This is a genomic window from Paenibacillus doosanensis (genome assembly GCF_025060755.1).
In the GTDB taxonomy this organism is placed as follows: Bacteria; Bacillota; Bacilli; order Paenibacillales; family NBRC-103111; genus Paenibacillus_S; species Paenibacillus_S doosanensis.
Window position 1 is genome coordinate 24,222 of the sequence record NZ_JANYUY010000056.1, and the last position, 23,419, is coordinate 47,640.

The window sequence follows — 23,419 nt, forward strand, 5'->3', positions numbered from 1 at the left end:
GCTTTGTTAGTTTTACAAACGTGGTGAAAAATTCCGCTGCGGCGTCCATTTGATCGTCCATTCGTTAAATCCGTTTTCAGAGGCGAACGCTTACGCTTTTCCAGATTCAAATGGCCTCTCCGCTAGTTTTTCACCGGACTTTTAAAAGCATGTATTCGGAAAAGAAGGAGCGGCAATCGATGAACAATTCGCGTTTACTGTTCGCCAATGTGCGTTTGCCCGGAGGCGGCAATCTCAAAACGATTGAAGTGGATGACGGGAATATTATCCGAGTCAGCGATGCGGCTGCGGGGCCGCAGACGGATCAAGACGGTTATATGGATATGGGAGGAAGGCTGCTGCTGCCCGGAATGGTGGACATTCACATGCATTTGGACAAAGCGATGACTTGGCCCGCGCTCCCCAACGCATCGGGTACGCTGCTGGAAGCGATACGGCGATTTGCCGATGCGCAGCCGCTTATGGAGACGGAAGATTTGATCGAGCGGATGACGAGGACGATTCGCCTGGCTCTGCGCCACGGGACGACAACGATCCGGACGCATCTCGATTACGGTTCGCCGTCTTACTGCGCCAAGGCGGTGGAGGCTTATCATACGGTCAAAGAACGGTTCCGGCGCGAGCTGGACCTCCAGGCGGTATTGATGTGTCCGCCATGTATGGACGAAGAAGCCGAGGCGGTCATTCGGCGGGCCGCAGCCGACGGAGCAATAGACGCGATAGGCGGAGCGCCGCATTTGGCCGATGCGCCGGAGCGTCAGCTGGATCGGCTGTTCGACATGGCCGTTTCGCTGGATGTCGATCTGGACTTGCATATCGACGAGTCGGACGACCCGAAGGTGAATCATCTGCCGTATTTATGCCGCAAAACGGTCGAGGCTCATTATGAGGGCCGGGTCATTGCCGGTCACTGCACTTCCTTGTCCGCGATGGAAGAGAGCGAGGCGCTAGAGATTATGGCGGCCGTCAAGGAGGCGGGGATCGGCATTGTTACGCTGCCGGCTTGCAATTTATTTTTGCAAGGGAGGCAGGACAAGGGACTTGTCCGCCGGGGCTTGACGAGAGTGAAGCAGCTGGCCGGCATGGGCGTTCCCGTAGCCATAGGGTCGGATAATGTGCGAGATCCGTTTCATCCGTACGGTAACGCCGATTTGCTGCACAGCGCTCTGCTGGCCAGCTACGGGGCGCATATGACAACGGAGGAAGAGATGAACAAGCTGATCGCGATGATTACGTCGGTTCCGGCTGCGCTGCTCCGGCTGGAGCATTACGGGCTGCGCCCCGGCGGCCGGGCGGACTTCGTGCTTCTGGACTGTGAGGATGCTGGCAGCGCTTTGGCCGTGCAGCCTGCGGCGCGGGAGACGTGGAAGCGGGGGCGGCGGGTGTGCCGGGTGACGGAATCGGTGACATGGGAGGAGCCGTAAAATCGCGTGCGGGAAATGGGTAGTTTACAATTCGTCGCAAATTTTATATATTCATAGTATTATTTGATTGTCAGATATTAAGACTACTTTAAGATCGAGGGGAGTGAGAATGAGAATGTTGGAGGATAAGATCAATCCTATTAAGAAAACGACTCTTTCTCAAGATATCGTACAGAAATTAATCGAATTGATTGTCAACGGAACCATCGGGCCGGGCGAGAAGCTGCCTTCGGAGAAGCAGCTGATGGAGCTGTTCGGCGTCGGACGCAGCAGCCTGCGCGAATCGATACGCGCTCTGGTGGCTTTGGAGCTGGTGAAAGTGAAAGTTCCCGAAGGAACCTTTGTGTCCAAATCGTTCGGTAATTTTTTTACCAAGCACCTCGAGCTTATGTCGAAGATTAGCTTTGATAACATCGTCGAACTGGTGGAAGCAAGGCTCAAGCTGGAAGTCGATTTGGCGGAGCTGGCGGCGCTGAAGGCTTCCGACGAAGAGCTGCGGCATCTGGATGCGATCATCGCCACGATGAAGCAGGCCAAGGATAACGAGGAGTTTCTGAACGCCGACCTTGAATTTCATATTCATATCGCTCAGATGGCGCATAATTCGTTTATGTTTCAAGTGCTGTCCATATTGCGCGATATTACGAGAGAGTGGATCTACCGAGTGCTGCAGTCCGAATCGGCCAGAGAGATCAGCCTCGCTCAGCATGAGCGGATTGCCCGCGCCATTCAGCGGAGAGATCCTGCCGAAGCCGGCGAGAAAATGCGCGAGCACTTGGAGACGGTCGGCGAAATTCTGCTGAACATTTCCAATGCGTCGGCGGAATCATCGAATGAGTGACAAGAGCCTGGATACAGAGCCCGTTTTGAAGACGAGCCGCTGTCCGGGCTTTTTTTCTTTTTATGGATTGACGTTCCATTGGTTCGTTGCTATAATCAACTTAACGTTAGATGGTCTGACGTTAAGATGAAATGAATATCCGAAAGTGGAGGGGATTTTAGTATGGCGGTATTCACGGAACATGTTAAAACCTACGAGCTGTATATTAACGGAGAATTCAGAGCTTCGACAAACCCGGAAATGTTAACGGTTACAAATCCGGCGACGGGAAACATCATCTCGCAGGTGCCGAACGCGACGATCGAGGAAACGCGGGAGGCGATAGCGGCGGCCGAGGCGGCGCAGCGGTCGTGGGAGAAGCTGCCGGCCGTCGAGCGGGGCAAATATTTGCGGCAAATCTCGCAGAAAATACGAGAAAACGCGGAGGAGCTGGCGCTGACGATTTCGCGGGAGCAGGGGAAGATTCTTAGCCTCGCGACGGTGGAAGTTCATTTTACGGCGGATTACATCGACTACATGGCCGAATGGGCGAGACGGTACGAAGGGGAGATTATTCAGAGCGACCGGCCGAACGAGCAGATCTTTATGTTCAAGTCGCCGATCGGCGTCGTCAGCGGCATCCTGCCCTGGAACTTCCCGTTCTTCCTGATTGCGCGGAAGCTCGCGCCGGCGCTGATCACAGGCAATACGATCGTCGTCAAGCCGAGCGCGGAGACGCCGAACAACGCGTTTGAATTCGCGAAGCTGGTCGCGCAGACGGATTTGCCGAAGGGCGTGTTCAACCTCGTCTCGGGCCGGGGGAGCACGGTCGGCCAGGAGCTGTCTTCGAATCCGAAGATCGGGATGGTCAGCTTCACGGGGAGCGTGGAGACCGGCTCGCGGATTATGGCGGCGGCAGCGGAGAATATCATCAAGGTGTCGCTGGAGCTGGGGGGCAAGGCGCCGGCGATCGTGATGGACGACGCGGACTTGGATCTGGCGGTCGAAAGCGTCAAAAACTCGCGGATTATCAATACCGGCCAAGTATGCAACTGCGTGGAGCGGGTCTATGTGCACGAGCGCATAGCGGAGCAATTCATCGAACGGCTCGGGCGGGCGATGAGCGAGGTTACCTACGGCGATCCGATCGCGGAGAACGTCGATATGGGGCCGCTGGTCAGCGAGCAAAGTCTGGCGTCGGTGGAAGCGATGGTCAACCGGGCGATTGCGGAAGGAGCGCAGGTCGTTACAGGGGGCAAACGGTCGTCGCGCGCCGAAGGCTATTATTACGAGCCGACCGTGCTGGTGAACGTGAAGCAGGATTCGGAGATCATGCAGAAGGAAATTTTCGGTCCGGTCATTCCCGTAATGACGTTCCGCGATTTGGACGAAGCGATCGAGCTGGCGAACGATTCGGAATTCGGGCTAACTTCGTCGATCTATACGCAAAATCTGGACATTGCGATGCGGGCGTGCCGGGAGATCAAATTCGGGGAAACGTACATTAACCGGGAAAACTTCGAGGCGATCCAGGGCTTCCATAACGGCTGGAGAAAATCGGGCATCGGCGGGGCGGACGGCCGTCACGGACTGGAGGAATTTTTACAAACCCGCGTCGTCTACCTGCAGTTCGATTTGAACAAGAAATAGAGCAATTTTCCTTTCATAACTATACAGAATGGAGCATGCGTCATGGAAAAGACGGTTTATCAGCCGGTAGTCAGCAAATATAAAGATGTGAAGCCTTTTGAAATGGACCAAGGGGTGCTGTTTCATGATATGATGATACAAGAGATGGGGCCAAAAACGATCATCGTCGGACTTGCCACCTTCGAGCCCGGCAAGAGCTTGCCGTGCCATATCCATAATGTCGAGGAGTCGGTGACGATTTTGAAGGGCAATGCCTTTTGCGATGTGGAAGGGGTGCGCACGGCTCTGGAGCCTTACGACACATCGTTCATTCCGGCATTCATTCCGCACCGTTTCGTCAATGCCAGCGATACGGAGGAACTCATTATTTTATGGGCGTATTCGCAAGTGGACGAATCGCTCAAGCATGTCGACGTGGAACGCATCATCGTGGAGACGGACCGCTGCATGCTGCCCAAGAACCGGCCTTAATCGGCCCTAAACGTCCGGTGGACACGAAATCACCACACTTCTAAAAGCGTGGTGAAAAAAGAGCGAAGGGGCCGTTTGAATCTGGAAAAGCGATAGCGTTCGCCTTTGAAAGCGGATTCTCTCAAATGGGCACCGCAGCGGACTTTTTCACCACCCTTCTAAACCGTACGAAAAAGGAGAACGTCGTCGATGGAGAGAAGATATAACGGGAGCGCATGGCATGACAGATTTTTACCGAGACTAACTTCTTCGGAAGTGCAAGCGCTTCCGAAGGAGGAGGCGCTGGTCGTGCTGCCGATCGGCGCCGTGGAGCAGCATGGTTCCCACCTGCCGGTGTATACCGACACTTTGCTGGCCGAGACCGTACTGGACGAAGCCTGCAAGTGTTTGCCGGAACAGTACGCGGTTTGGCTGCTTGCGCCGATGCCATACGGCATTAGCAGCGAGCATAGCGGAAGAGCGGGGACGATTTCCTTGTCGATTCCGACGCTTCAAGGGGTGCTGATGGATATTGCCCAGGGCGTTCGCGAGAGCGGATTCAGACGGCTGCTGCTCTTCAACGGGCACGGCGGGAACAGCGCGCTGCTCAATCTAATGGCGCGGGAAGTGCGGCTTAAGACAGGCTTGATGGTATTTTGCCTGAATGTCGGGGGCTTGACCATTGAGGAGGGCTTGATTACGGAAAAAGAACGGCTGCTCGGCATCCACGGAGGCGATTATGAAACGTCGCTGATTATGGCGTCATACCCCGAATGGGTGCGCGAGGAGCGGCTTGGGGCCGAATATCCGCGGCTGGAGGAGCATTCGCGCTACCTCCGGTTTCAAAACGCAGGCTTCGCATGGACGATCGACGACGTGTCGGAGAGCGGCATTCTCGGCGATGCGCGAACCGCATCCGCAGACAAGGGCAAGCTGCTGTACGAGCGGCAGGGCAGGCAGGTGGCTGATATATTGATGGAGCTGACCTCTTTCGAAATCGGCAAGCTAAGGCAGCAATGAACCGTTACAAGCTCCGGCCGATCGCCGGAGACAGCAATCTGAAGGGACTGAGGCAGAATGAATCGTTTGTTCGGCGAATTAATCGCGTTACTGGGCGACGACCGTGTGGTGCTGGAGCTGGCCTCCAGAGAACAATTGTCCAAGGACTTTTATTGGTATTCTCCGATTTTAACGGAATTGCTCGACGGCAAGACGGCGGATGTCATCGTCTATCCTCTGAACGAGGAGGAAGTGAAGCGGGTGTTGTCACTGGCTGTCCAGCATGAAGTGCCTGTCACGGTCAGAGGAGCGGGCACCGGCAATTACGGCCAGATCGTACCGCTGCAGGGCGGCGTTCTGGTCGACGTGAGCAGGATGAACCGGATATTGGATATAGGGGAAGGGTATGTCCGGGTCGAGCCGGGGGTCAAAATATCGACGCTGGAGAAGACGCTCCGCGAACAGCGGCAGGAATTATGCATCATTCCGAGCACTTACGCCAAATCGACGGCGGCCGGCTTCGTCAGCGGCGGCTCGGGAGGCATCGGCTCCATCAGCTGGGGTCTTCTATGGGACGGCAATGTCATTGAAGCGACGATTATTACGGCGGAAGCGGAGCCTCGCGTTATCCGATCCCGCGGAGACGATCTGCTGAACTATATTCACAGCTACGGGACGACCGGCGTCATTACCGAAGTGATCTACCGGGCGGTGCCCAGAGTCGAATGGGCGCAATGCATCGCCTCGTTCGCGGATTTGGAGGATTCGCTGCGCTTCTCCGAGACGCTCGCCCAGGACGAATCGATTCCGAAGCGCTCCGTTTCGACCTGCGAATGGCCGATTCCGTCCTATTTTCGCCCGTTGAAGAAAGTGATCCAAGATCAGAAGCATGTCGTCATCCTGGAAGTGGACGAAGCCTCGCTGGAACGGCTGCAGCCGCTGCTGGAGAGGTATAACGGGACGATTACGCACGCGATCCCGGCCGCCAATTATATGAAAGGTCAAGGATTGGCCGAGTATACGTGGAATCATACGACCTTGTGGGCGCTCAAGGCGGACGAGAGCATGACGTACCTGCAAGGAAGCTTCTCGCTGGACCGCTATATGGAGCAGATCGGGCTGATTAAAGCGAAGTTCCCGGATGAGTTCTACAATCACTTCGACTGGATGCGCAGCGGCGGCGAGCTGATCCCGCAGCAAATCCCGCTTGTGCGCTTTACGACCAAGGAGCGGCTGTACGAAATGATCGATTTCTGCGAATCCATCGGCGTCAAAATTTTTAATCCGCATACGTATTTGCTAGAGGAAGGCGGATGGGAAGCGCATATTCAGCGGGTGATTCGAACGAAAAATCAAAATGACCCCAAAGGGCTGCTGAACCCGGGTAAGATCGGCTTGCCGTTAAAAGCCCCTTCGGTATAGGAGTCTGTCCGATGAAACATTTTCAACGATTATGTATCCGCCATGACTGAACAAAACGTGATTTACGCTGCATGAAAGGGTCCATTGGGGATAAATATTCGTAAATTTCAATCCGTCGGACAGATATCTAGCAGCCCGGTCATCACCGTCCTATAGAAATGCGGCGAACAGAGCAGACGAAACAAGCGGGAACAATCTGCAAAAAGCTGAAAAAATGTCCTAAAGGAGGAATACGCCCATGCTGGAACAAGTAACGGTGATCGGCGCCGGAGTCATGGGGCATGGCATTGCCCAAACGGTGGCGGCAGGCGGGATTCCCGTGAAGCTGTACGATCTTGCGGCGGATACGCTGCGGCGCGCCGAAGCTTCCATTAACGATAATTTGAACCTGTATGTGCAGCAAAAGGCCCTATCCGCGGAGCAAAAGCAGCAGATTTGCAAGCGCATTCAATATACGACGGATCTGGACGATAGCCTGCTCGGCTCCGGTATGATTCTCGAGGCGATTCCCGAAGTGCCGGATTTGAAGCGGCAGCTGTTCGCGAAGCTGGAGGAGCGGTGCGGACCCGAGGTTATCATCGCTTCCAATACGTCCACATTGCCTCTATCGACGCTGATTCGGCATGCCGTTCATCCCGAACGGTATATCATCGCCCACTTCATTAACCCGGCGCCGCTCATCCCGCTGGTGGAGGTGGTCAAGCACGAGCTGACTTCCGAATCGGCGCTGCAAGCGACCGTAAATCTGCTGAATCGGATCGGCAAATCGCCCGTCGTGCTGAAAAGAGAGGTTCCCGGCTTCATCGCTAATCGTCTACAGGCAGCATTGCTGCGAGAAGCGATGGCGTTGATCGAGCAGGGCGTCGCCGACGCTCCGGATATCGACCGGGTCATCAAGGACGGTCCGGGCTTCCGCTGGGCGTTCATCGGACCGGTGGAGACGGCCGATTACGGCGGGCTCGACACCTGGAAGCGCGTGCTCGATAACTTGCTGCCCGATCTGGACAAGGGGGAGAAAGCGCCGGAAACGATCAACCGTCTTGTGGCCCGCAACGATCTGGGCGCCAAAACGGGCAGGGGCTTATGCTCTTACGAAGGCGTGTCGGTAGAGGAACAATTGCAAGCGCGCGATACGTCGTTCATCAAGCTGCTGCAAATGAAGCAAGCGTTAGCGCGATCGCAAGGATCGTGAAGCCGGGTATAGCAAGTTCATGTTGGTAGGCCGCACAGCGTTTGCGGTCTTTTTTGTTGTTTAGGAAATGATGCGCAGCAAATTCCTGTGGATATCCGGGGGCTCCCCCGAAAGGAATGTCTACCCATAGAACGATCCCAGAGGAAGGGTTAGACGCCGATCCAGCCTAGGCTGGATGCGGACGGAATAAGCTTCAGAGCATCACGTCACTTTTGGGGGATTTGTTCCGTTTCGGTGAAGGCGGTGAATCGGATTGCGTCGCTAACGGACGCTACGGCAGTTAATGGGACTGAATGCAGCGGTTTTAAATGGTAACGGACAGGACGGCGCTTAATTAGCTCCGAATCCGCTGTCTAACGGGGCTTTTCGGCAATTAGACGACGAGGCGCAGCTATGTCCATTAAAGCTCCGGAAAGCGATATGGATCTGAATAAGGGATTTGGCGTCCGGTAAAGTTATGTAAAACGAAATCTTCCGGTAACGTTGGCCGCCGTTTATGGTAAAATCGGGAAACAGGCGAGAGCTCGCGAGTTGTGCCGGTTGGCCCGACAAAAGGCCCGCGCATCGCGCATACTGAATGCTGGACGCACGCATCCGCATTCTTGTCGCATCCGCCGGCTTGGCACGTCGTCAGGGCTGCCGATAGCTCGCCGACGCTTTCCGCCGAAACCGAATGAGGTGAACCCTATGAACGACTTGAACCGCGCGATCGAGCGGCAAATCGGCTCGGCTTATTTTGAACCGCCTGCGGCGGTAAGCACCAGCCCGGTCGCCTACGGAGTCAACAATCAAACCTGCTATGCCGATTGCAACGGCCATCGTTACGTCTTCAGAGTATATATGAATAAACGCGATTCGGAGCTGATCCGTTACGAGCTGGATGTGCTGTCCGAGCTGCAGAAGCAGCCGCTTTCGTTTCAAATTCCCGCCGTCGTGCCGAATTTGCGAGGGGAACCGGTGACGCTGACGGACAACGGACGATGGGGAGTGCTGTTTCACTATATCGAAGGAGAGCGGCCCGGCAGCGGCGATGCGTACGAGGTAGGCCGTGCGACGGGGGAGCTGTCGAAGGCGCTTGCCCGGCTGAACGTCGGGCGGACGGGGCCTTACCGAGGGTCTTATCATCTGTATGAGATTCACCCTCATGCGACCAGGGAGCGTCTTCATTCCTTCTTATCCGGCCCGCCTGAAGGCGCGGACGTCCGGATGGCCGAAGCGCTTCTGCATGAACTGGACGCTATGGAAAGGAAGCGGCTGCAATGGGCTGAGCTGCCTCATCAGCTCGTTCACGGCGATTTGCTGTTCAGCAACTGGCTGGTGAATAACGGGCGGATCAGCGGCGTGCTGGACTTTGAATTCGTCTCGCCCGACCTTAGAGCGATGGAGCTCGCCATTGGCTTGACACAGCTGATCGACGACGGAGCGCTGCAGGAGGAACATGCGGAGCGGCTGATCGCAGGATATAGCTCGGAGACGGAGCTGACCGATGAGGAAATACGGGCGATGCCGGATTTGCTGAAGCTGCGCTATATGGGATCGTTCATTCATCATTTCGGCCGTTACATGGCGGGCGTCGGTACGCTGGAAGGCGTGCAGAGACGGCTCCGAGCGCTGGGCAGGCTGGAGGAGGGAATGGCGCAAACAAGCCGCAAACTAAGCGGCCTCTGCTATCGTTATTTTCACAAACGGTAATACGGAAAATGAAGAGGAATCCCGCCTTGAACCGGCGGAAAACACACAGACCGGCTGCCTTAACAGGAGGCCGGTCTGCTGCCGTTAATATGAAGTTTGCCGCATGATGAAGCGGAGCCAGCCGGGCTACCGCACCGCCACCTGTCGGCTCGGCTTGCTGTCCGCCCGGAAGCTCATCATCGCGCCGAGCAGGCCGAGTACGGCGAGAACGGCGGACAGCCACGGAACCGAAGTGAGTTCCGAGTAGGTAATCGTCAGGCCGCCGAGATAGGCGCCCGCCGCATTGCCGAGGTTCAGCGCCGAGTGGCTGGATGTGGCGGCGAGCATCGGCGCTTCATGCGCCAGGTTCATAATGCGCAGCTGAATGCCGGGCATGATGCCGAAAGCGGCGACGCCCCAGCAGAAGACGGTAATGACGGCGAGAACCGGATGATGGATCGTCACCGTGAGCAAGGAAAGAATGACCGCCAGCAAGGCAAAATTCACCATAAGCGACGGCATCAGCTTCCAGTCGGCCAGCTTGCCGCCCAGTATATTGCCGATCGTTACCCCGAAGCCGAACAGGACGAGAATCCAGGTGACGCTATGCTCGGCAAATCCGCTAAGATTCTCCAGCATCGGCGTAATGTAGGTGAAGACGGAAAATAAGCTGCCGCAGCCGAGCGCTCCGGTAAGCAAAATCAGCAAAACCTGCGGATGGAACAGCCCTTTGACCTCTTGCATGAGACTGGACGCCTTGTCCTGCCCGATAACCGGGATGAAGCGAATAATGCCGAATAAAGAGACAATGCCTAGAATCGTGATCGCGCCGAAGGAAGCTCTCCAGCCAAGCTGCTGGCCGATGAACGTGCCGAAGGGAACGCCGATAATATTGGCGACGGTGAGTCCGGCGAGCACCATGGAAACGGCGCCGGCCCGTTTCTCCGGTCTCACGAGCCGGGCTGCGATCAAGGAGCCTACGCCGAGGAACGTCCCGTGAGCGAAGGCTGTCAATATTCTGGCGGCGATCAGCAAGCCGTATGTCGGCGCGATCGTGGACAAGGCGTTGCCGAGGATGAAAATGGCCATGAGCAGCACGAGCAGTTTCTTTTTCGGAATGCTGTGGGTGAACAGCGTCAGCACAGGCGCGCCGACGGCTACGCCGAGCGCATAGCTGGTAATCAGCTGGCCGGCCTGCGGGATGGTGACATTCAAGTCGGCTGCGACATTCGGCAGCAGTCCCATAATAATAAATTCGGTCATGCCGATGGCAAACGCGCCGACGGTGAGACACAACAGAGACAGCGGAAAGCGGTCGCTCTGGTGCGGCGATGCTGTCTTGTTCTTGGATGAATTCATAACGAAGTTCCTCTTCCTATCCTGACTTGATTTTGCGTGCACGGTTTATTTATGTTAAGCACACACAGCAGGTTCTCTAAGCATGAGTATATCACCCTTGCCGCGAGAGGGGAATATAGGGGTTTACGATAATAAACCGGAAGGGCGCGAAGGCGCACCCGTCAGGAGGCGAGGATAGAACAGGCGGCGTCGGGCCGCCTGCGAAGAACGCCGGAGGAATGACTGATGAATTAGTAAGCTTGGGCCTGTACCGGAACTGTCTTGGACGGGCCATATTGCAGTTACTTTCCGTTAACGGGTAATTGTTTGTACGCTCAGGGATGGCGGAAAGCCTATTATTCGTCCCGCGGTATGGGGCGAAACTGTAAAGGTTGCCTTTGCATTGTAATGCGAGGGGGGAGCGCAAGCGGCTTGCAAAGCGGCCGAGGGAAGGATGCGCAGAAAAAGCTCCCGGTCCGCATTTGACCGGGAACCTTCGAGGCGGCTATCCGCTGCTGTTGATTTTGGCACAGTGTCAGAAGCATTCGCCGCTTGTTTTCAGCTCCCATGCGGTGTTGACGATTCCGCTGCCGCTGCGCGGCACCGCGCGGAACGCCTTGTCGGCCGCAGACTTCAAGCTTTGCGTTTGCGGCTGCCGCCGATCAGAGCGTAAGCTCCGAGAGCCATAAGGACGATGCCGAAGATCGGGCCTTTGACAACCAGTTGATTATAGAGCGCGCCGAGTGTAAACACGGCAAAGAACAGCAGGGACAACGCTGCCAAAATGTTGATCGGAATCAGCAGGTAGCGGTTTCTTGCGCTGAACCAGTAAAATTCCAAAAGCCCGACGGCGACGGCCATAATGAATCCGGGCCAAGTCACGTCCCAGCTGTCGAACAGCATAGAAACTTGGCAGACGATCCCCGCCGTAAACAGAATGCCTCCCGGTATCAACAGCCCTGCGGCTCTGGGGGCCGTCATACTGAAGTAGAGCCAGTGGAAAAATAAGCCGAGCGGAATGACGAACAGGCTGGGCCAGTAGTACCCGAACAGCTCTCCCAACCCGACGGGATGTCCCTGATTCAAGTACAATCCCCCTCCAAGTAAAATGAACACGATGCCGATAATGATTCGATTCATAGGTATGTAAGCTCCTTTATTAGGTTTCTTGTGAGGCAATTGTAGCACGGATCGGAAACGGATTACGCCCTTCCTTGGGGCAGTCCGAGCACTGGACTTAAGTCCAGTGTTACACGTTCACCCGGTAAAATAATGAGAAAGGACCATGTGTTCGCATAAATGAGCCGGTATAATAGAAGGTAGCCTTTACCGTCATATCGGAGGAGTGAGGAGGATCAGGCAGGTGTAACGTCTCCATCGGAAGGGCAAGGGGCTTGAGCGCCGATTCTATTTGAAAGTCTATTTTCCAGCTTTTATAATACATAGTAGGTTATAGAAAATGATAGGAGGAAGAGTTATGTCCGAATTAAAATTATCGATAGATTACGATCAGTATGAGGGTGGCGTCAAAATGGTAGATTTGATTGAGAAGGCCGCGGACAGCGAGGAGGGCCGGCAGCTCGAAAGCTTGATTATCGGCGATTGGGGAGGCGCCTATGAGAACGACTCCGGCGAAGTCGTGGAGGCCTTGGTCCGTCTCAGCGGCAAATTCCCTAAGCTGCGCAAGCTGTTTATCGGCGATATGTCGTTCGAGGAATGCGAAGTGTCCTGGATTAACCAGACGAATCTGGCGCCTTTGCTTACGGCTTACCCGGAACTGACTTCGCTGACGATCAAAGGCAGCACCGGGCTGGAGCTTGACCCCGCCCGCCACGAGAAGCTGGAGGAGCTGACGATTATTTGCGGCGGTTTGGGCAAGAATGTGCTCGCCAGCATTCGTGAGGGAAGCTTCCCCGAGCTGCGCAAGCTGGAGCTGTACTTGGGCGTGGATGAATACGGCTTTGACGGCGGTCTGGAAGACGTTCTTCCGCTCATCGAACCGGGCAAATTTCCGAAACTGAAGTATTTGGGATTAAAAGACAGCGAAATCCAAGACGAAATCGCCATCGCCGTAGCGGACGCTCCGATTGTGAGCCAGCTGGAAACGCTGGATTTGTCGATGGGAACGCTGACGGACAAAGGCGGCGAGGCGCTATTGCGGAGCGATAAAATAAAAGGGCTCAAGCTGCTTGATCTCGGCTACCATTATATGTCGGACGATATGATGAATCGTTTGAAGCGATTGGACATTCAGGTCGACGTCAGCGAGCAGCAGGACGGCGACGACGATGAGGACTTCCGTTATCCGGCTCTGACCGAATAACGATGGAACGAATGATTCTGATCGGCAACCCGGGAAACCGGCGCACCTCGGGGCTGCAGGCGGCCAGGCTCAAGATGGGCCTGCCTCCGGCGCTGGAGCTAAGCTATCTGGAGCTGCTCGAAGGGGAAGCCTCCTTGGCCCGAGCCGCCGAGCGGGCGGGGTACGCCGGCATAAGCGAGCCGCCGCTGCTGCGGCTTGATGCGCCGGGAGAGCTCTTTGAGGTCGAGCGGGCGCTGATCGCGCTGGGCGCGCCGGACGCGTGTTCCGCAGAGGAAGCCGATCGGCTGCTGCCATACGGCGGCGAGGATTGGCGGCCGCTGTCGAGGAATAATGCGCTGCGCATGCAAGAGCAGCATGGAAGGCTGTACCATCCTTCGCAGTGGTTTCGCGGCTACTGCCGTCTGCTGGCGGGGCTGGAGCAGGAGGCGCGCCGGCTATGGGCGGCGCCGCGGTGGGTGAATGCGCCGGGCGATATCGCCGTCATGTTCGACAAGCGGGCGACGCACCGCCTGCTGACGGACGCGGGCATTCCGATGCCGCGGCTGCTGGCTGCTCCCGAAGAGCTGCCCGATTACGAAGCGCTGCGCGAGAAGATGGCGGCGAAGCGGATGCACCGGATTTTTCTGAAGCTGGCTACCGGCTCGGGGGCGTGCGGAGTGATCGCTTATCAGACGCATCCGGCGACCGGAGCCGAAGTGGCGGTCACCACGATGGGCATGGAGCATTATACGGCGCGCCCTCCTTCGATATTCAGCGTGAAAAAGCCGTATCGCTATACGGACGCGAAGGTGATTAAACCGCTGGTCGATTGGCTGTTGAAGCACGGGGCGCATGCCGAGCAATGGATACCGAAGGCTTCTTACAAAGAGCGGACCTTCGATATCCGCCAGCTCGTCGTGCGGGGAGAGGCCTGCCATCAAGTGGCGAGAGTGAGCGGCACTCCCATTACGAATCTGCATATAAGGAACGAGCGGATGACGGCGGAGGAGGTCGGGCTGTCCGAAGCCGACCGGCGGGCTGCCAGGGAGTGTGCGGAAAGCGCGCTTGCCGCATTTCCCGCTTCCTCGGTCGCCGGCATCGATATTGCGCTCAGCAACGGAGCCCGTCGCCCCTATGTGCTGGATGTCAATCCGTTCGGAGATTTGCTGTATCGAGTGCAGTATCGGGGATATGATCCTTATGAATGGCAATATAAGAAAATTTAGCGTAAGAACCGTCATGACAGCCGAGAGCAGAGAGGAGAGAAATGACAGTGACGGATATGAATCAAATCGTCGGCAGCCACGACATTCTGATGATTACGCTCGATACGCTGCGGTACGACGCGGCGGTTCTCGAAGAGGAGAACTGCCCGAATTTATGCGGCGGCGGGCATTGGGAGAAGCGGCATACGCCGGGCAGCTTTACCTATGCCGCGCATCATGCGTTCTTCGGCGGCTTCCTCCCGACGCCGGCGACGACGAACAAGTCGGAGCACGTCCGGCTGTTTCATTCGAGGAATACGGGGCTGAAGACCCATCCCCATACATGGCTGTTCGATACGCCGGATATCGTCTCCGGCTTGCAGGCGGAAGGCTACCGGACGATATGCATCGGCGGCGTTATTTTTTTTACTAAGAAAGTGCCTTTGGCCAAAGTGCTTCCCGGCTATTTTCAGGAAAGCTACTGGAGAATGACGTTCGGCGTGACGAACCCGCGTTCTACGGAGCACCAGGTGAATCACGCGCTGAAGCTGCTGGAGCGGTCGAGTCGGGAGGAACGCTTATTTCTGTTCATCAACGTGTCGGCCATTCACGGTCCGAATCATTACTTCGTCCCCGGCGCCAAACAGGATTCCGTACAGACGCAGCGGGCCGCGCTGCGCTATGTCGACGGGGAGCTGGGTAGATTGTTCGAGGCGTTTCGCAGGCGGCAGCGTCCAACCTTTTGTATGGCGTTCTCCGACCATGGTACTGCCTACGGAGAAGACGGCTATATGGGCCACAGGCTGGCGCATGAGGTCGTCTGGAACGTGCCGTACCGGGAATTTATTATACGGCCGGAGCATGAGGACAGAGCCGGAGAGGAGAGTTCACCATCATGAACCGAACTGACATTCCCCCGTACCGGGAGGATATGCTCGGCGATGCGGCCGCCCTCCGCGACTGGAAAGCGGCGCTGACCGCGGAGCCGTACCGCTCTTATTTATATTCGTACCCGCATAAAACATCGTATCGGCCGCTGGAGCGGAAGCTTCCGCTTGCGGAGCTGTGGAGCGGCGAGCCGGCGGAAACGTTCTTTTTGTATATGCATATTCCGTTCTGCGGAGCGCGCTGCGGATTTTGCAATTTGTTCACGCTGCCCGACAAACGAGCCGACGTGCATCAGCGGTACGTCGACGCGCTGGAGCGGCAGGCGGAGCAGTGGGCGCCGTTTTTGCGCAGCAAGCCGATAGCCCGGTTCGCGATCGGCGGAGGGACGCCTACGCTGCTGGAAGCGGAGCAGCTGGACCGGCTGTTCCGGATCGCGGAGGAGACGATCGGGCTGGACCCGCAGACCGCCTCGATTTCGGTCGAGACGTCGCCCGAGACGGTGACGGAAGAGAGGCTGGCCGTTCTCGGGCAGCATCGCACCGACCGCGTCAGCATGGGCATCCAAAGCTTTATCGAAGCGGAGGCAGCGGCGATTTACCGGCCGCAAAAGCCCGATGAGGTGGAGCGGGCGCTGGGCGTTCTGAAACGGTTTCGCTTTCCGATTCTCAACTTGGATCTGATTTACGGCCTTCCCGGGCAGTCGGTCTCGTCGTGGCTGTACTCTCTGAACCGGGCGCTGGAATACGAGCCGGAGGAGCTGTTCATTTATCCGCTGTATACGCGGGATCATACGATCGTGAAGCCGGAGACGGTCCGGCAGAGCGGCGAAGATTTGCGGCTCGCCATGTACAAGGCGGCGCGCGATCGGCTGCTGGACCGAGGCTATGTCCAGTACTCCATGCGCAGATTCGCCAAACCCGAGGCGGGCTCCGGCAAGCCGCTGCTTCCTTACGGCTGTCAGGAGGAAGGGATGATCGGCCTCGGCTGCGGCGCCCGCTCTTATACGCGAAGCGTTCACTACGCCTCGCGTTATGGCGTGAGCCGGCAAGCGACCGAGAGCATTATCGCCGACTATGTAGGCACGGAGGACTATACGGCGGCGGATTACGGCATCGTGCTGAGCGAGGCGGAGCAGCGGCGGCGTTTTATCATCAAAGCTATTTTGCACGCGGAGGGACTGGAGCTTAGCTCGTACTTCGGCCGTTTCGGCCGTCAGGCTGCAGAGGATCATCCGGAGCTGGATTTGCTGCTGCATACCGGACTGGCCGAGCTGAAGGAGGGCGTTCTGCGGCTCACCGGCGAAGGGCTGGCTTATTCGGACGCGATCGGGGACTGGCTGATTTCGCCGGATGTGCGGGAACGCATGGAAAGCTATGTGCTGACATGAAAGCGACGCTCTATTACCGGGGAAGTCTGACCTCCTGCAATTATGACTGCCCTTATTGCCCGTTCAGCAAAAACAAAGACTCCGCCGCGACATTGGCTAAGGACAAAGCCTATATCGGGAAATTCGTCGATTGGGTCCGGCGGCAGGGCGAGGAAGGACACCGGCTTTCCGTCTTTTTCAACCCGTACGGCGAAGGGCTCGTACACCGGTGGTACCGCGCGGCGATGATAGAGCTCTCCCGCATGGAGCATGTGGATAAAGTGGCGATTCAGACGAATTTGTCCGTCAAGCTGGACTGGACGGCGGACTTGAATCCGCAGAAAGCGGCTTTCTGGGCGACGTATCATCCGGGGCAGACGGAAGAAGCCGCCTTCCTGCGGCAGTGCGGCGAGCTGTACCGCCGGGGCATCCGCTTCAGCGTCGGTTCCGTCGGACTTAAGAGCGCGTTCCAAGCGCTGCGGTCGCTTCGCAAGGCGCTGCCGCCCGATGCGTACATGTGGGTCAATGCGTACAAGGATCGCCCGGATTATTATGCGCAGGACGATTTGGAGCTGTTGCAGAGCATCGATCCGCATTTTATGCTGAATGCGGCCGACTACGAGAGCCTCGGCCGGCCATGCAAAGCCGGCTGCGACGTTTTCTACGTGCAGGGCGACGGCCGCGTGAAGCGCTGCTACAAAGACCGGCAAATTATCGGCAATTTGTACCGCGACGGTCTGGAAGGGCTCTCCCGGCAGCGCGCTTGCCGGATGGCATGCTGCGACTGTTATATCGGCTATATTCATATGCCGGAGCTGAAGCTGGATTCGGTATACGGCAATGGATTGCTGGAGAGGATCGCGCCAATGGCGGAACGGGAGGGAGGAGATGAAGGTGCAGCCGAAGCGGCATCCTTATGCGATATGGTTGACCGGACTGCCCAGTTCCGGTAAGACGACGACGGCTCTGGCCCTCGCCGGCGCGCTTCGCAGCGAGGGTATCCCCGTGGAATGTCTGGACGGAGACGAGCTTCGCAAGCATATCGGCGGAGGACTCGGCTTCAGCCGCGGGGACCGGATGGAGAATGTGCGCCGAGCGGCATATGTAAGCGGTCTGCTGAACCGCAACCAAGTGACGACCGTCGTCTCGATGATTACTCCTTATGAGGAAATGAGGGAGTATCTCCGCCGCGAGCTGCCTCATTATATTGAAGTTTACGTGGAGTGCCAGCTTGAAGAATGCGTCCGCCGCGATGTGAAAGGGCTGTATGCCAAGGCGCAGCGCGGGGAAATTCCGGCCTTCACCGGTATATCCGACGTCTACGAGCCTCCGCGCCGGCCGGATGTGGTCATACGAACCGACCGCAGCGGCAAGGAAGACAACGTGCGCATCATCATGGATTATATCGCTCTTTGTTCACCCTCCGTTTAAGGCGTTTCGATAATATGGCCGGTCAGCGCATGTACCATCACGATATCGACGTACCGCGACGTTGAATCGGGTCCCGCCGAACCGCCTTCAAACCGGACGACATAGACGAGAGGATTGCCTTTGCGCGAGGGCAAATACATCAGGCTGACTGTGGCAGGCAGATTGCGCGAAGCCGGATTGGACAATGCCGCCCGCGCGGTTTGCACCGCCTGCTTGTCCGAAACGGCGGCATGAAGCGGACGATAAAAATGTTTCTTCTCCAGGTCGGAGTGGAAGGTGCCGTATATTCGGCGGACGATGCCGCTTGGGTCGATCTCTGCGACAAGCTCGTCGCCGTAAACCGGCTTTCCGTAAAGAAGATGCCGGAAGATGACGTAGCTGCCGCCGGACGGCAGCGTCCCGCTCCCGGCGATGACCAAATCCTGCTCCGGCCGGCGAATGCCGTACACATTCTTCAAGTTGTTCATCGTCTGCCTGGCGATCCAGGGATGCGAATGCGCGGAAGGGGGCGATAGCGTGCCCTCGATCCGCGAGGGCGTTTGCAGAGCTTCATTCCATTGGATTTTCGTTTCCTCGCCGAAGCTCGCGGAAAGCCTGTTCCAGGCGTCCAGGCGCTCCTTCGGCCCGTGCGCCGCCGCGATGACGGCGAGACACAGCGACAGCTTGGCTAATAGAGTGTACATCGGCTCGGCCTCCTGTTTTTACCATCGTAATAGCTTACTAGCAGTATGGGGTATAACGGGCGCCGGTTATACGCCGCTTTACTTTTTTTCCCGGAACCAGTATTATTATCGTTGTATAAATTACATAAGGGAAACACTTAGGAGGAGCCTGTCAACAAGGGCTCCTCTTTGTCTTTTTTCTCATGCGAGCTTACTTATCGGGAGGATGTTATGGAACAGCAGGCGATTTGGGCAATCATCATCTTTATTGTGATTTACGGACTTATTGTTTCCGAGAAAATTCATCGGACGATTCTGGCCATGATCGGGGCCGTTCTGATGATCGTGTTTGGCATCGTCAGTCAGGAGACGGCGATTCACCATATTGATTTCAATACGCTCGGACTGCTCATCGGCATGATGATAATTGTGGGCATTACGGCAGATACCGGACTGTTCAAATATGTGGCGATCAAGGCGGCCAAAGGAGCCAAAGGTCATCCGCGGAGAATTCTGATCGCTCTGACGGTTCTAACGGCTATCGGTTCGGCATTTCTGGATAACGTCACAACGGTGCTGCTGATGGTGCCGGTAACCTTCAGCATAACCAAACAGCTGCGCGTAAACCCGGTTCCCTTCCTTATTGCGCAGATCATCGCTTCCAATGTCGGAGGGACGGCCACGCTGATCGGCGACCCGCCGAACATTATGATCGGCAGCGCCGTGAAGGAATTGACCTTCATGTCCTTTATAAGCAATTTAACGCCGATCGCAGTTATCATTATGCTCGTCTATGTGCCGCTGTTTCTTCTTATGTTCGGCAAGCAAATCAAGTCGACGCCCGAACTTCAGCGCAGCATTATGGAGATGGACGAGAGGAGCGTCATCACGGATCGGAAGCTGCTCCGCAAATGCCTTCTGGCGCTCGGTCTGACCATCCTCGGATTTTTCCTGCATCAGTCGCTGCATTTGGAATCGGCGACGGTTGCGTTGGCGGGGGCATGTCTGCTTCTGCTGCTGACGGGGGAACCGATGCTGGAAAAAGCGTTCCACAGCGTGGAATGGATTACGTTATTTTTCTTTATCGGGCTGTTCGTCCTCGTATCCGGTCTGGTGGAAACCGGCGTGATCGCCAAGCTGGCAGCCGAAGCCGTCGATCTGACCGGAGGCAATATGGTGGCGGCTTCGATGTTGATCTTATGGCTTAGCGCGCTGGCCTCTGCTTTTCTCGACAACATCCCTTTCGTAGCGACGATGATTCCGATGATTCAGGAAATGGGCAATATGGGGGTTGCCAATCTGGAGCCGCTGTGGTGGAGCCTGGCTCTGGGGGCGTGTCTCGGCGGCAACGGAACCTTGATCGGAGCGAGCGCAAATTTGATCGTAGCGGGTCTTGCCGGCAAGGAAGGGCATCCGATCACGTTTGTTCGTTATTTGCGATACGGCTTTCCGTTAATGATTTTGTCGATCATTTTGGCTAGCGTGTATATTTATGTAAGATATCTCATTTGAACAGGGAGGACGGCTCCGTGCTAACTTATGCTTATGATGTGCAGAACGTAGAGCTTCAGGAATCGGTCAACGGAGAGGACGTCGAGTTTCGAATTCGGTTGATTGGAGATGCGTCGTTGGACGAGCGGATGCGGAATATCCAGAAAGACTTTGAACAAAATGACGTCTTGACCGATGTCATGTCCTACGCCTTCAAAAATCGCACCTACCAATTCATAGTAAGGAAAGATTTCTACGTCGATTTCGTTTTATCCTTGATGAAATACCGGATACTGCTTCGGGTGGAATGGGATCAATAAGGATGGCATACAGCCGCAGGCTCTATTTGCGAGGCCCGTTTTAAGCCGCTCCGGCGGTTTGAAGCGGGCTTTTCGCTCGCTCCGGTAATCGGCCACCCGAGGTGGTAGGAGTGTGAACTTCACCTGAAAGTTATTTACATGCAGCCTATATTGTGTTACTTTCTAAAATAAATGTGACACGATTTTACCTGATTTAGGATGAATGCTAGACAAGAGGAGAGAGCCTATGAACCAGCTGTCAGATGATTTTGTTATCAGGGAGATTGAATGGGAAGAGGTACCTGCGGCGATCGATTTCGTCATGGACATTATCCGGGAAGTATTCCCGATGCTCGATCCGAATGCGCTGCCGCCCGATATGGTTTCATTTCGGGAAGTGTATTACCGGTCGGACCGAGCGGCGTTTCTGGCCGCCTTCGACAAAGAGGGAGCTATTGCGGCGACGGCCGCCTTTCTCGGCTATGATGACCGGATTCGAGAGATAAAGGGACGTTACCCCCGGCAAACGACGGCCGAGCTGGTCAAATGCTACGTAAAGCCGGAGCTCCGTCATCAGGGGATCGGGACGCGGATGGTTGAGCGATTGCTTCCGCTTGCGCTGGGCAAAGGCTACGAGACGATGTATTTGCATACGCACCGGTTTTTGCCGGGAGCGGTGCGGTTCTGGGAGAAGCAGGGCTTTTGCTTCCGGCTGGAGCCGTTCGATTCTTTTGAAACGGTACATATGGACAAGCTTTTGCTGCGGGCTTGAGGGCATTTCCAAGGATCAAATGTTCGATGCCGAACAGCAAGAAGAGGCAGAGGGAGCGGACGCGATGTCTACAAAATCGATGAAAGAAAGAATTATAGAAGATTGGAACTGGAGATCCCGCGAGTACACAGGGCGCAGCGACATGTATTTACAGACGGAGCGGCAGCAGCGATTATGGAAGGAGACGTTAACCGGATTGCTGCCGGCCCGCGGCGAAGAACGGCTTGATGTGCTGGACGTAGGGACGGGACCGGGATTTTTGGCGCTTCAATTCGCGAGTATGGGGCATACGGTAACAGGGCTCGATCTGTCGCCGAGCATGCTGGAGATCGCTGCCGAGAAGGCTGCCGTCTTGGAGCTGCCGTGCAGCTTTATTGAAGGGGATGCGGAGTCGCTCCCGTTCCCGGATCATTCCTTCGATGTCGTAGCCAATCGGCATTTGCTGTGGACGCTGCCGAATCCGGGGAGGGCGATTCGCGAATGGGTCCGCGTGCTCAAGCCGGGCGGCAGGGTGCTTGTTATGGACGGAGATTGGACTAATAAGCAGCTGACCTATAAGCAAAAAATGCGCATTTTTATGGGGCATTCGCTTACCTTTTTCACCAAAGGGAAGATTCCGTGGAAAGGAAAGGGCAGAGGATACGACGATTTAGCCCATATGCTGCCGTTCAGCGGGGTCGATCCGGGCAAAGTGATTGCGCTCATGGAAGCGGCGGGGTTAAACGGCGTACGGGAGCATGATGTGCAGCATTTGCTCGACGCGGATGCGGAATCGTTTCCCCTCGCTTACCGGTGGAGCTTTATCGACAGCCACAGGCGGTTTATCGTCGCCGGGAATAAGACGGGTTCGATTTAGCGCGAACGAGTCATCCGCGTGCCCGGTTCGGGCGGGATGAGCCACGCCCACGATCCGGACGCTTCTCCGAAGCTTATCGGGACACCGTTGCGGCAAAGCGCCGATAAATCCGGGCACGCCCAAAAACGGCTCGCTTCCCGGTTTTCCGGGTAACGAGCCGCAATAGTTCCGGTGCAATCCTTGATGGCGAGTCAGTTCCTCAGCCGGCCATATTATTGATCGAATCTTGAGGCGAGAATACTGAGATATGATCCACTTTACCGGTCGATTTCGGAATGATGAATTTCAGTTGAAACTGATCGTTCGCTTTATAAATGTAAATCATGTCCTCCCCGTTAACCTTCGTATCCTGAGGCTTGCCTAACGTCTTCTCGATTTGATCGAGCTTAAGCTTCTGCAGCTCGGGATCATCCGAGCGGACATCGAAGATTTGGCTGCCTTTATTAAAGCCGAAGACGGCGTGCTTCTTGCTGTAAGTGGCGTAGAGACCTTTGCCTGCGCTGTCGGTCTTGTCCGCCTTGCCCCACGATTTCTCCACTTCGTCGATCAGGCCCGTATGCGCGGCATATTCAATGTGAGGGACTTTGCCTTGTTTGGCGAGCTTCAGCAGCTCCTGCAGCTGTTTCTCGGCTTCCGCAGCCTCTTTGGTTTCCGAAGAGCCGGCTGCCGTACCCGCCGTACCGCTAGAACCGGATGCGCCCTTATTGCCCGACGAATCTGCAGCGGCCGGCGTTTTGCCGGGGGCTGTGCTCGCGCCGGTATCGGAAGCATTAGGCGCCGGCGGGGTTTGCGCCGCGTCCCGGTTGTCGGAGCTGCATGCTCCTAACGCCAGCATGGCGCCGAGGACGACGACGCAAGGGATGATCTTAGCCTTAACGTTCATGGAAGTATTCATGATGATGTTCATCTCCTTGATTCACTCGTTGTCCGCAGGAGTTACGCCCGGCGGAACGTTCATCCAGCGCTGCGTGCCGGAAGAGGCGGCTCCGCCTTGCTCCTCCTCGATTTGTTTAGCTATCTGTTCCTGCTTCTCATAAAGCGCGATAGCCTTATATAGGGCTTGCTGAACAAATCAAAAATTCAACAGTAACAAGGGTTTGGCGCCTCTTTTGTCGAATTTAGGTGCAAGGAAAACGAAGGCTAACCCGTGAAAAACCTTGCACTTGGAGGCGTCCGAATTG

At 56.2% G+C, this 23,419-nt stretch carries 22 protein-coding genes; 18 read left to right on the forward strand and 4 right to left on the reverse strand.

The window, feature by feature from the left end; translation table 11 throughout:
• Nucleotides 1–179: 179 nt before the first annotated feature.
• From N0M98_RS28065 to N0M98_RS28100, 8 genes are all read left to right on the forward strand, one after another.
• Nucleotides 180–1,424 carry an amidohydrolase family protein gene (locus N0M98_RS28065; protein WP_259619821.1) on the forward strand — a complete coding sequence of 415 codons (1,245 nt, stop codon included), beginning with the start codon at nt 180–182 and terminating at the stop codon, nt 1,422–1,424.
• 109 nt (nt 1,425–1,533) lie between these two features.
• On the forward strand, nt 1,534–2,265 hold the full coding sequence (locus N0M98_RS28070) for a FadR/GntR family transcriptional regulator (protein ID WP_259619822.1): 732 nt from the start codon (nt 1,534–1,536) through the stop codon (nt 2,263–2,265).
• Nucleotides 2,266–2,427: 162 nt separating this feature from the next.
• On the forward strand, nt 2,428–3,894 hold the full coding sequence (gene aldA / locus N0M98_RS28075; protein WP_259619823.1) for an aldehyde dehydrogenase: 1,467 nt from the start codon (nt 2,428–2,430) through the stop codon (nt 3,892–3,894).
• A gap of 42 nt (nt 3,895–3,936) precedes the next feature.
• On the forward strand, nt 3,937–4,365 hold the full coding sequence (locus tag N0M98_RS28080) for a cupin domain-containing protein (RefSeq protein ID WP_249863645.1): 429 nt from the start codon (nt 3,937–3,939) through the stop codon (nt 4,363–4,365).
• 189 nt (nt 4,366–4,554) lie between these two features.
• Nucleotides 4,555–5,364 (forward strand): creatininase family protein, encoded by an 810-nt coding sequence (locus tag N0M98_RS28085; protein ID WP_259619824.1) that lies wholly within the window; start codon nt 4,555–4,557, stop codon nt 5,362–5,364.
• 57 nt (nt 5,365–5,421) lie between these two features.
• Nucleotides 5,422–6,765: an FAD-binding oxidoreductase gene (locus N0M98_RS28090; RefSeq protein ID WP_259619825.1), complete on the forward strand. Its 1,344-nt coding sequence runs from the start codon at nt 5,422–5,424 to the stop codon at nt 6,763–6,765.
• 238 nt (nt 6,766–7,003) lie between these two features.
• The gene (locus tag N0M98_RS28095) at nt 7,004–7,957 is read left to right on the forward strand and encodes a 3-hydroxyacyl-CoA dehydrogenase family protein (RefSeq protein ID WP_259619826.1); all 954 of its coding nucleotides are present in this window, start codon (nt 7,004–7,006) and stop codon (nt 7,955–7,957) included.
• 687 nt (nt 7,958–8,644) lie between these two features.
• The gene (locus N0M98_RS28100; RefSeq protein WP_249863641.1) at nt 8,645–9,649 is read left to right on the forward strand and encodes a phosphotransferase; all 1,005 of its coding nucleotides are present in this window, start codon (nt 8,645–8,647) and stop codon (nt 9,647–9,649) included.
• A gap of 126 nt (nt 9,650–9,775) precedes the next feature.
• On the opposite strand, the gene N0M98_RS28105 is transcribed toward N0M98_RS28100, so the two are convergent.
• Both N0M98_RS28105 and N0M98_RS28110 read right to left on the reverse strand, forming a co-directional pair.
• Nucleotides 9,776–10,987, reverse strand: coding sequence for an MFS transporter (locus N0M98_RS28105; RefSeq protein ID WP_249863640.1), 1,212 nt, complete (start codon nt 10,985–10,987; stop codon nt 9,776–9,778).
• 612 nt (nt 10,988–11,599) lie between these two features.
• Nucleotides 11,600–12,106 (reverse strand): hypothetical protein, encoded by a 507-nt coding sequence (locus N0M98_RS28110; RefSeq protein WP_259619827.1) that lies wholly within the window; start codon nt 12,104–12,106, stop codon nt 11,600–11,602.
• A 337-nt stretch (nt 12,107–12,443) separates the two neighbouring features.
• Here N0M98_RS28110 and N0M98_RS28115 point away from each other — a divergent pair, with 337 nt between their 5' ends.
• From N0M98_RS28115 to cysC, 6 genes are read left to right on the forward strand one after another with little or no spacing between them, the layout of a single operon-like run.
• Entirely contained in the window at nt 12,444–13,289 is an 846-nt protein-coding gene (locus N0M98_RS28115; protein ID WP_259619828.1) for an STM4015 family protein, read from the forward strand.
• A gap of 2 nt (nt 13,290–13,291) precedes the next feature.
• Nucleotides 13,292–14,494, forward strand: coding sequence for an STM4014 family protein (locus N0M98_RS28120; protein WP_259619829.1), 1,203 nt, complete (start codon nt 13,292–13,294; stop codon nt 14,492–14,494).
• A gap of 47 nt (nt 14,495–14,541) precedes the next feature.
• Entirely contained in the window at nt 14,542–15,372 is an 831-nt protein-coding gene (locus N0M98_RS28125; protein ID WP_259619830.1) for an STM4013/SEN3800 family hydrolase, read from the forward strand.
• The gene (locus N0M98_RS28130) at nt 15,369–16,748 is read left to right on the forward strand and encodes an STM4012 family radical SAM protein (RefSeq protein WP_249863635.1); all 1,380 of its coding nucleotides are present in this window, start codon (nt 15,369–15,371) and stop codon (nt 16,746–16,748) included. The genes N0M98_RS28125 and N0M98_RS28130 overlap by 4 nt, the downstream gene beginning before the upstream one ends.
• The gene (locus tag N0M98_RS28135) at nt 16,745–17,680 is read left to right on the forward strand and encodes an STM4011 family radical SAM protein (protein ID WP_249863634.1); all 936 of its coding nucleotides are present in this window, start codon (nt 16,745–16,747) and stop codon (nt 17,678–17,680) included. Before N0M98_RS28130 ends, N0M98_RS28135 begins: the two co-directional genes overlap by 4 nt.
• Nucleotides 17,616–18,158: an adenylyl-sulfate kinase gene (gene cysC, locus N0M98_RS28140; RefSeq protein WP_259619831.1), complete on the forward strand. Its 543-nt coding sequence runs from the start codon at nt 17,616–17,618 to the stop codon at nt 18,156–18,158. The genes N0M98_RS28135 and cysC overlap by 65 nt, the downstream gene beginning before the upstream one ends.
• Here the strand turns inward: cysC and N0M98_RS28145 are convergent.
• The gene (locus N0M98_RS28145; RefSeq protein WP_249863632.1) at nt 18,155–18,841 is read right to left on the reverse strand and encodes a hypothetical protein; all 687 of its coding nucleotides are present in this window, start codon (nt 18,839–18,841) and stop codon (nt 18,155–18,157) included. The genes cysC and N0M98_RS28145 overlap by 4 nt on opposite strands.
• A 210-nt stretch (nt 18,842–19,051) precedes the next feature.
• Here N0M98_RS28145 and N0M98_RS28150 point away from each other — a divergent pair, with 210 nt between their 5' ends.
• From N0M98_RS28150 to N0M98_RS28165, 4 genes are all read left to right on the forward strand, one after another.
• Entirely contained in the window at nt 19,052–20,332 is a 1,281-nt protein-coding gene (locus N0M98_RS28150) for an ArsB/NhaD family transporter (RefSeq protein ID WP_249863631.1), read from the forward strand.
• Between the two features lie 17 nt (nt 20,333–20,349).
• A complete protein-coding gene (locus N0M98_RS28155; protein ID WP_249863630.1) occupies nt 20,350–20,631 on the forward strand; it encodes a hypothetical protein in 282 nt (93 codons plus the stop codon).
• A gap of 226 nt (nt 20,632–20,857) precedes the next feature.
• On the forward strand, nt 20,858–21,382 hold the full coding sequence (locus N0M98_RS28160; protein WP_249863629.1) for a GNAT family N-acetyltransferase: 525 nt from the start codon (nt 20,858–20,860) through the stop codon (nt 21,380–21,382).
• Between the two features lie 64 nt (nt 21,383–21,446).
• Entirely contained in the window at nt 21,447–22,238 is a 792-nt protein-coding gene (locus tag N0M98_RS28165) for a class I SAM-dependent methyltransferase (RefSeq protein ID WP_259619832.1), read from the forward strand.
• Nucleotides 22,239–22,437: 199 nt separating this feature from the next.
• On the opposite strand, the gene N0M98_RS28170 is transcribed toward N0M98_RS28165, so the two are convergent.
• Nucleotides 22,438–23,121 (reverse strand): YjgB family protein, encoded by a 684-nt coding sequence (locus N0M98_RS28170; protein WP_375295557.1) that lies wholly within the window; start codon nt 23,119–23,121, stop codon nt 22,438–22,440.
• Between the last annotated feature and the right edge of the window lie 298 nt (nt 23,122–23,419).

Excerpts from the sequence above, each read along its gene's own strand:
- N0M98_RS28115 (WP_259619828.1), top strand. The coding sequence starts at position 12,444 with ATGTCCGAATTAAAATTATCGATAGATTACGATCAGTATGAGGGTGGC.
- N0M98_RS28095 (WP_259619826.1), top strand. The coding sequence starts at position 7,004 with ATGCTGGAACAAGTAACGGTGATCGGCGCCGGAGTCATGGGGCATGGC.
- N0M98_RS28090 (WP_259619825.1), top strand. The coding sequence starts at position 5,422 with ATGAATCGTTTGTTCGGCGAATTAATCGCGTTACTGGGCGACGACCGT.
- N0M98_RS28070 (WP_259619822.1), top strand. The coding sequence starts at position 1,534 with ATGAGAATGTTGGAGGATAAGATCAATCCTATTAAGAAAACGACTCTT.
- N0M98_RS28150 (WP_249863631.1), top strand. The coding sequence starts at position 19,052 with ATGGAACAGCAGGCGATTTGGGCAATCATCATCTTTATTGTGATTTAC.
- cysC (WP_259619831.1), top strand. The coding sequence starts at position 17,616 with ATGAAGGTGCAGCCGAAGCGGCATCCTTATGCGATATGGTTGACCGGA.
- N0M98_RS28165 (WP_259619832.1), top strand. The coding sequence starts at position 21,447 with ATGTCTACAAAATCGATGAAAGAAAGAATTATAGAAGATTGGAACTGG.
- N0M98_RS28085 (WP_259619824.1), top strand. The coding sequence starts at position 4,555 with ATGGAGAGAAGATATAACGGGAGCGCATGGCATGACAGATTTTTACCG.
- N0M98_RS28130 (WP_249863635.1), top strand. The coding sequence starts at position 15,369 with ATGAACCGAACTGACATTCCCCCGTACCGGGAGGATATGCTCGGCGAT.
- N0M98_RS28080 (WP_249863645.1), top strand. The coding sequence starts at position 3,937 with ATGGAAAAGACGGTTTATCAGCCGGTAGTCAGCAAATATAAAGATGTG.
- N0M98_RS28100 (WP_249863641.1), top strand. The coding sequence starts at position 8,645 with ATGAACGACTTGAACCGCGCGATCGAGCGGCAAATCGGCTCGGCTTAT.
- aldA (WP_259619823.1), top strand. The coding sequence starts at position 2,428 with ATGGCGGTATTCACGGAACATGTTAAAACCTACGAGCTGTATATTAAC.
- N0M98_RS28135 (WP_249863634.1), top strand. The coding sequence starts at position 16,745 with ATGAAAGCGACGCTCTATTACCGGGGAAGTCTGACCTCCTGCAATTAT.
- N0M98_RS28065 (WP_259619821.1), top strand. The coding sequence starts at position 180 with ATGAACAATTCGCGTTTACTGTTCGCCAATGTGCGTTTGCCCGGAGGC.
- N0M98_RS28110 (WP_259619827.1), bottom strand. The coding sequence starts at position 12,106 with ATGAATCGAATCATTATCGGCATCGTGTTCATTTTACTTGGAGGGGGA.
- N0M98_RS28120 (WP_259619829.1), top strand. The coding sequence starts at position 13,292 with ATGGAACGAATGATTCTGATCGGCAACCCGGGAAACCGGCGCACCTCG.
- N0M98_RS28145 (WP_249863632.1), bottom strand. The coding sequence starts at position 18,841 with ATGTACACTCTATTAGCCAAGCTGTCGCTGTGTCTCGCCGTCATCGCG.
- N0M98_RS28160 (WP_249863629.1), top strand. The coding sequence starts at position 20,858 with ATGAACCAGCTGTCAGATGATTTTGTTATCAGGGAGATTGAATGGGAA.
- N0M98_RS28105 (WP_249863640.1), bottom strand. The coding sequence starts at position 10,987 with ATGAATTCATCCAAGAACAAGACAGCATCGCCGCACCAGAGCGACCGC.
- N0M98_RS28170 (WP_375295557.1), bottom strand. The coding sequence starts at position 23,121 with ATGAACGTTAAGGCTAAGATCATCCCTTGCGTCGTCGTCCTCGGCGCC.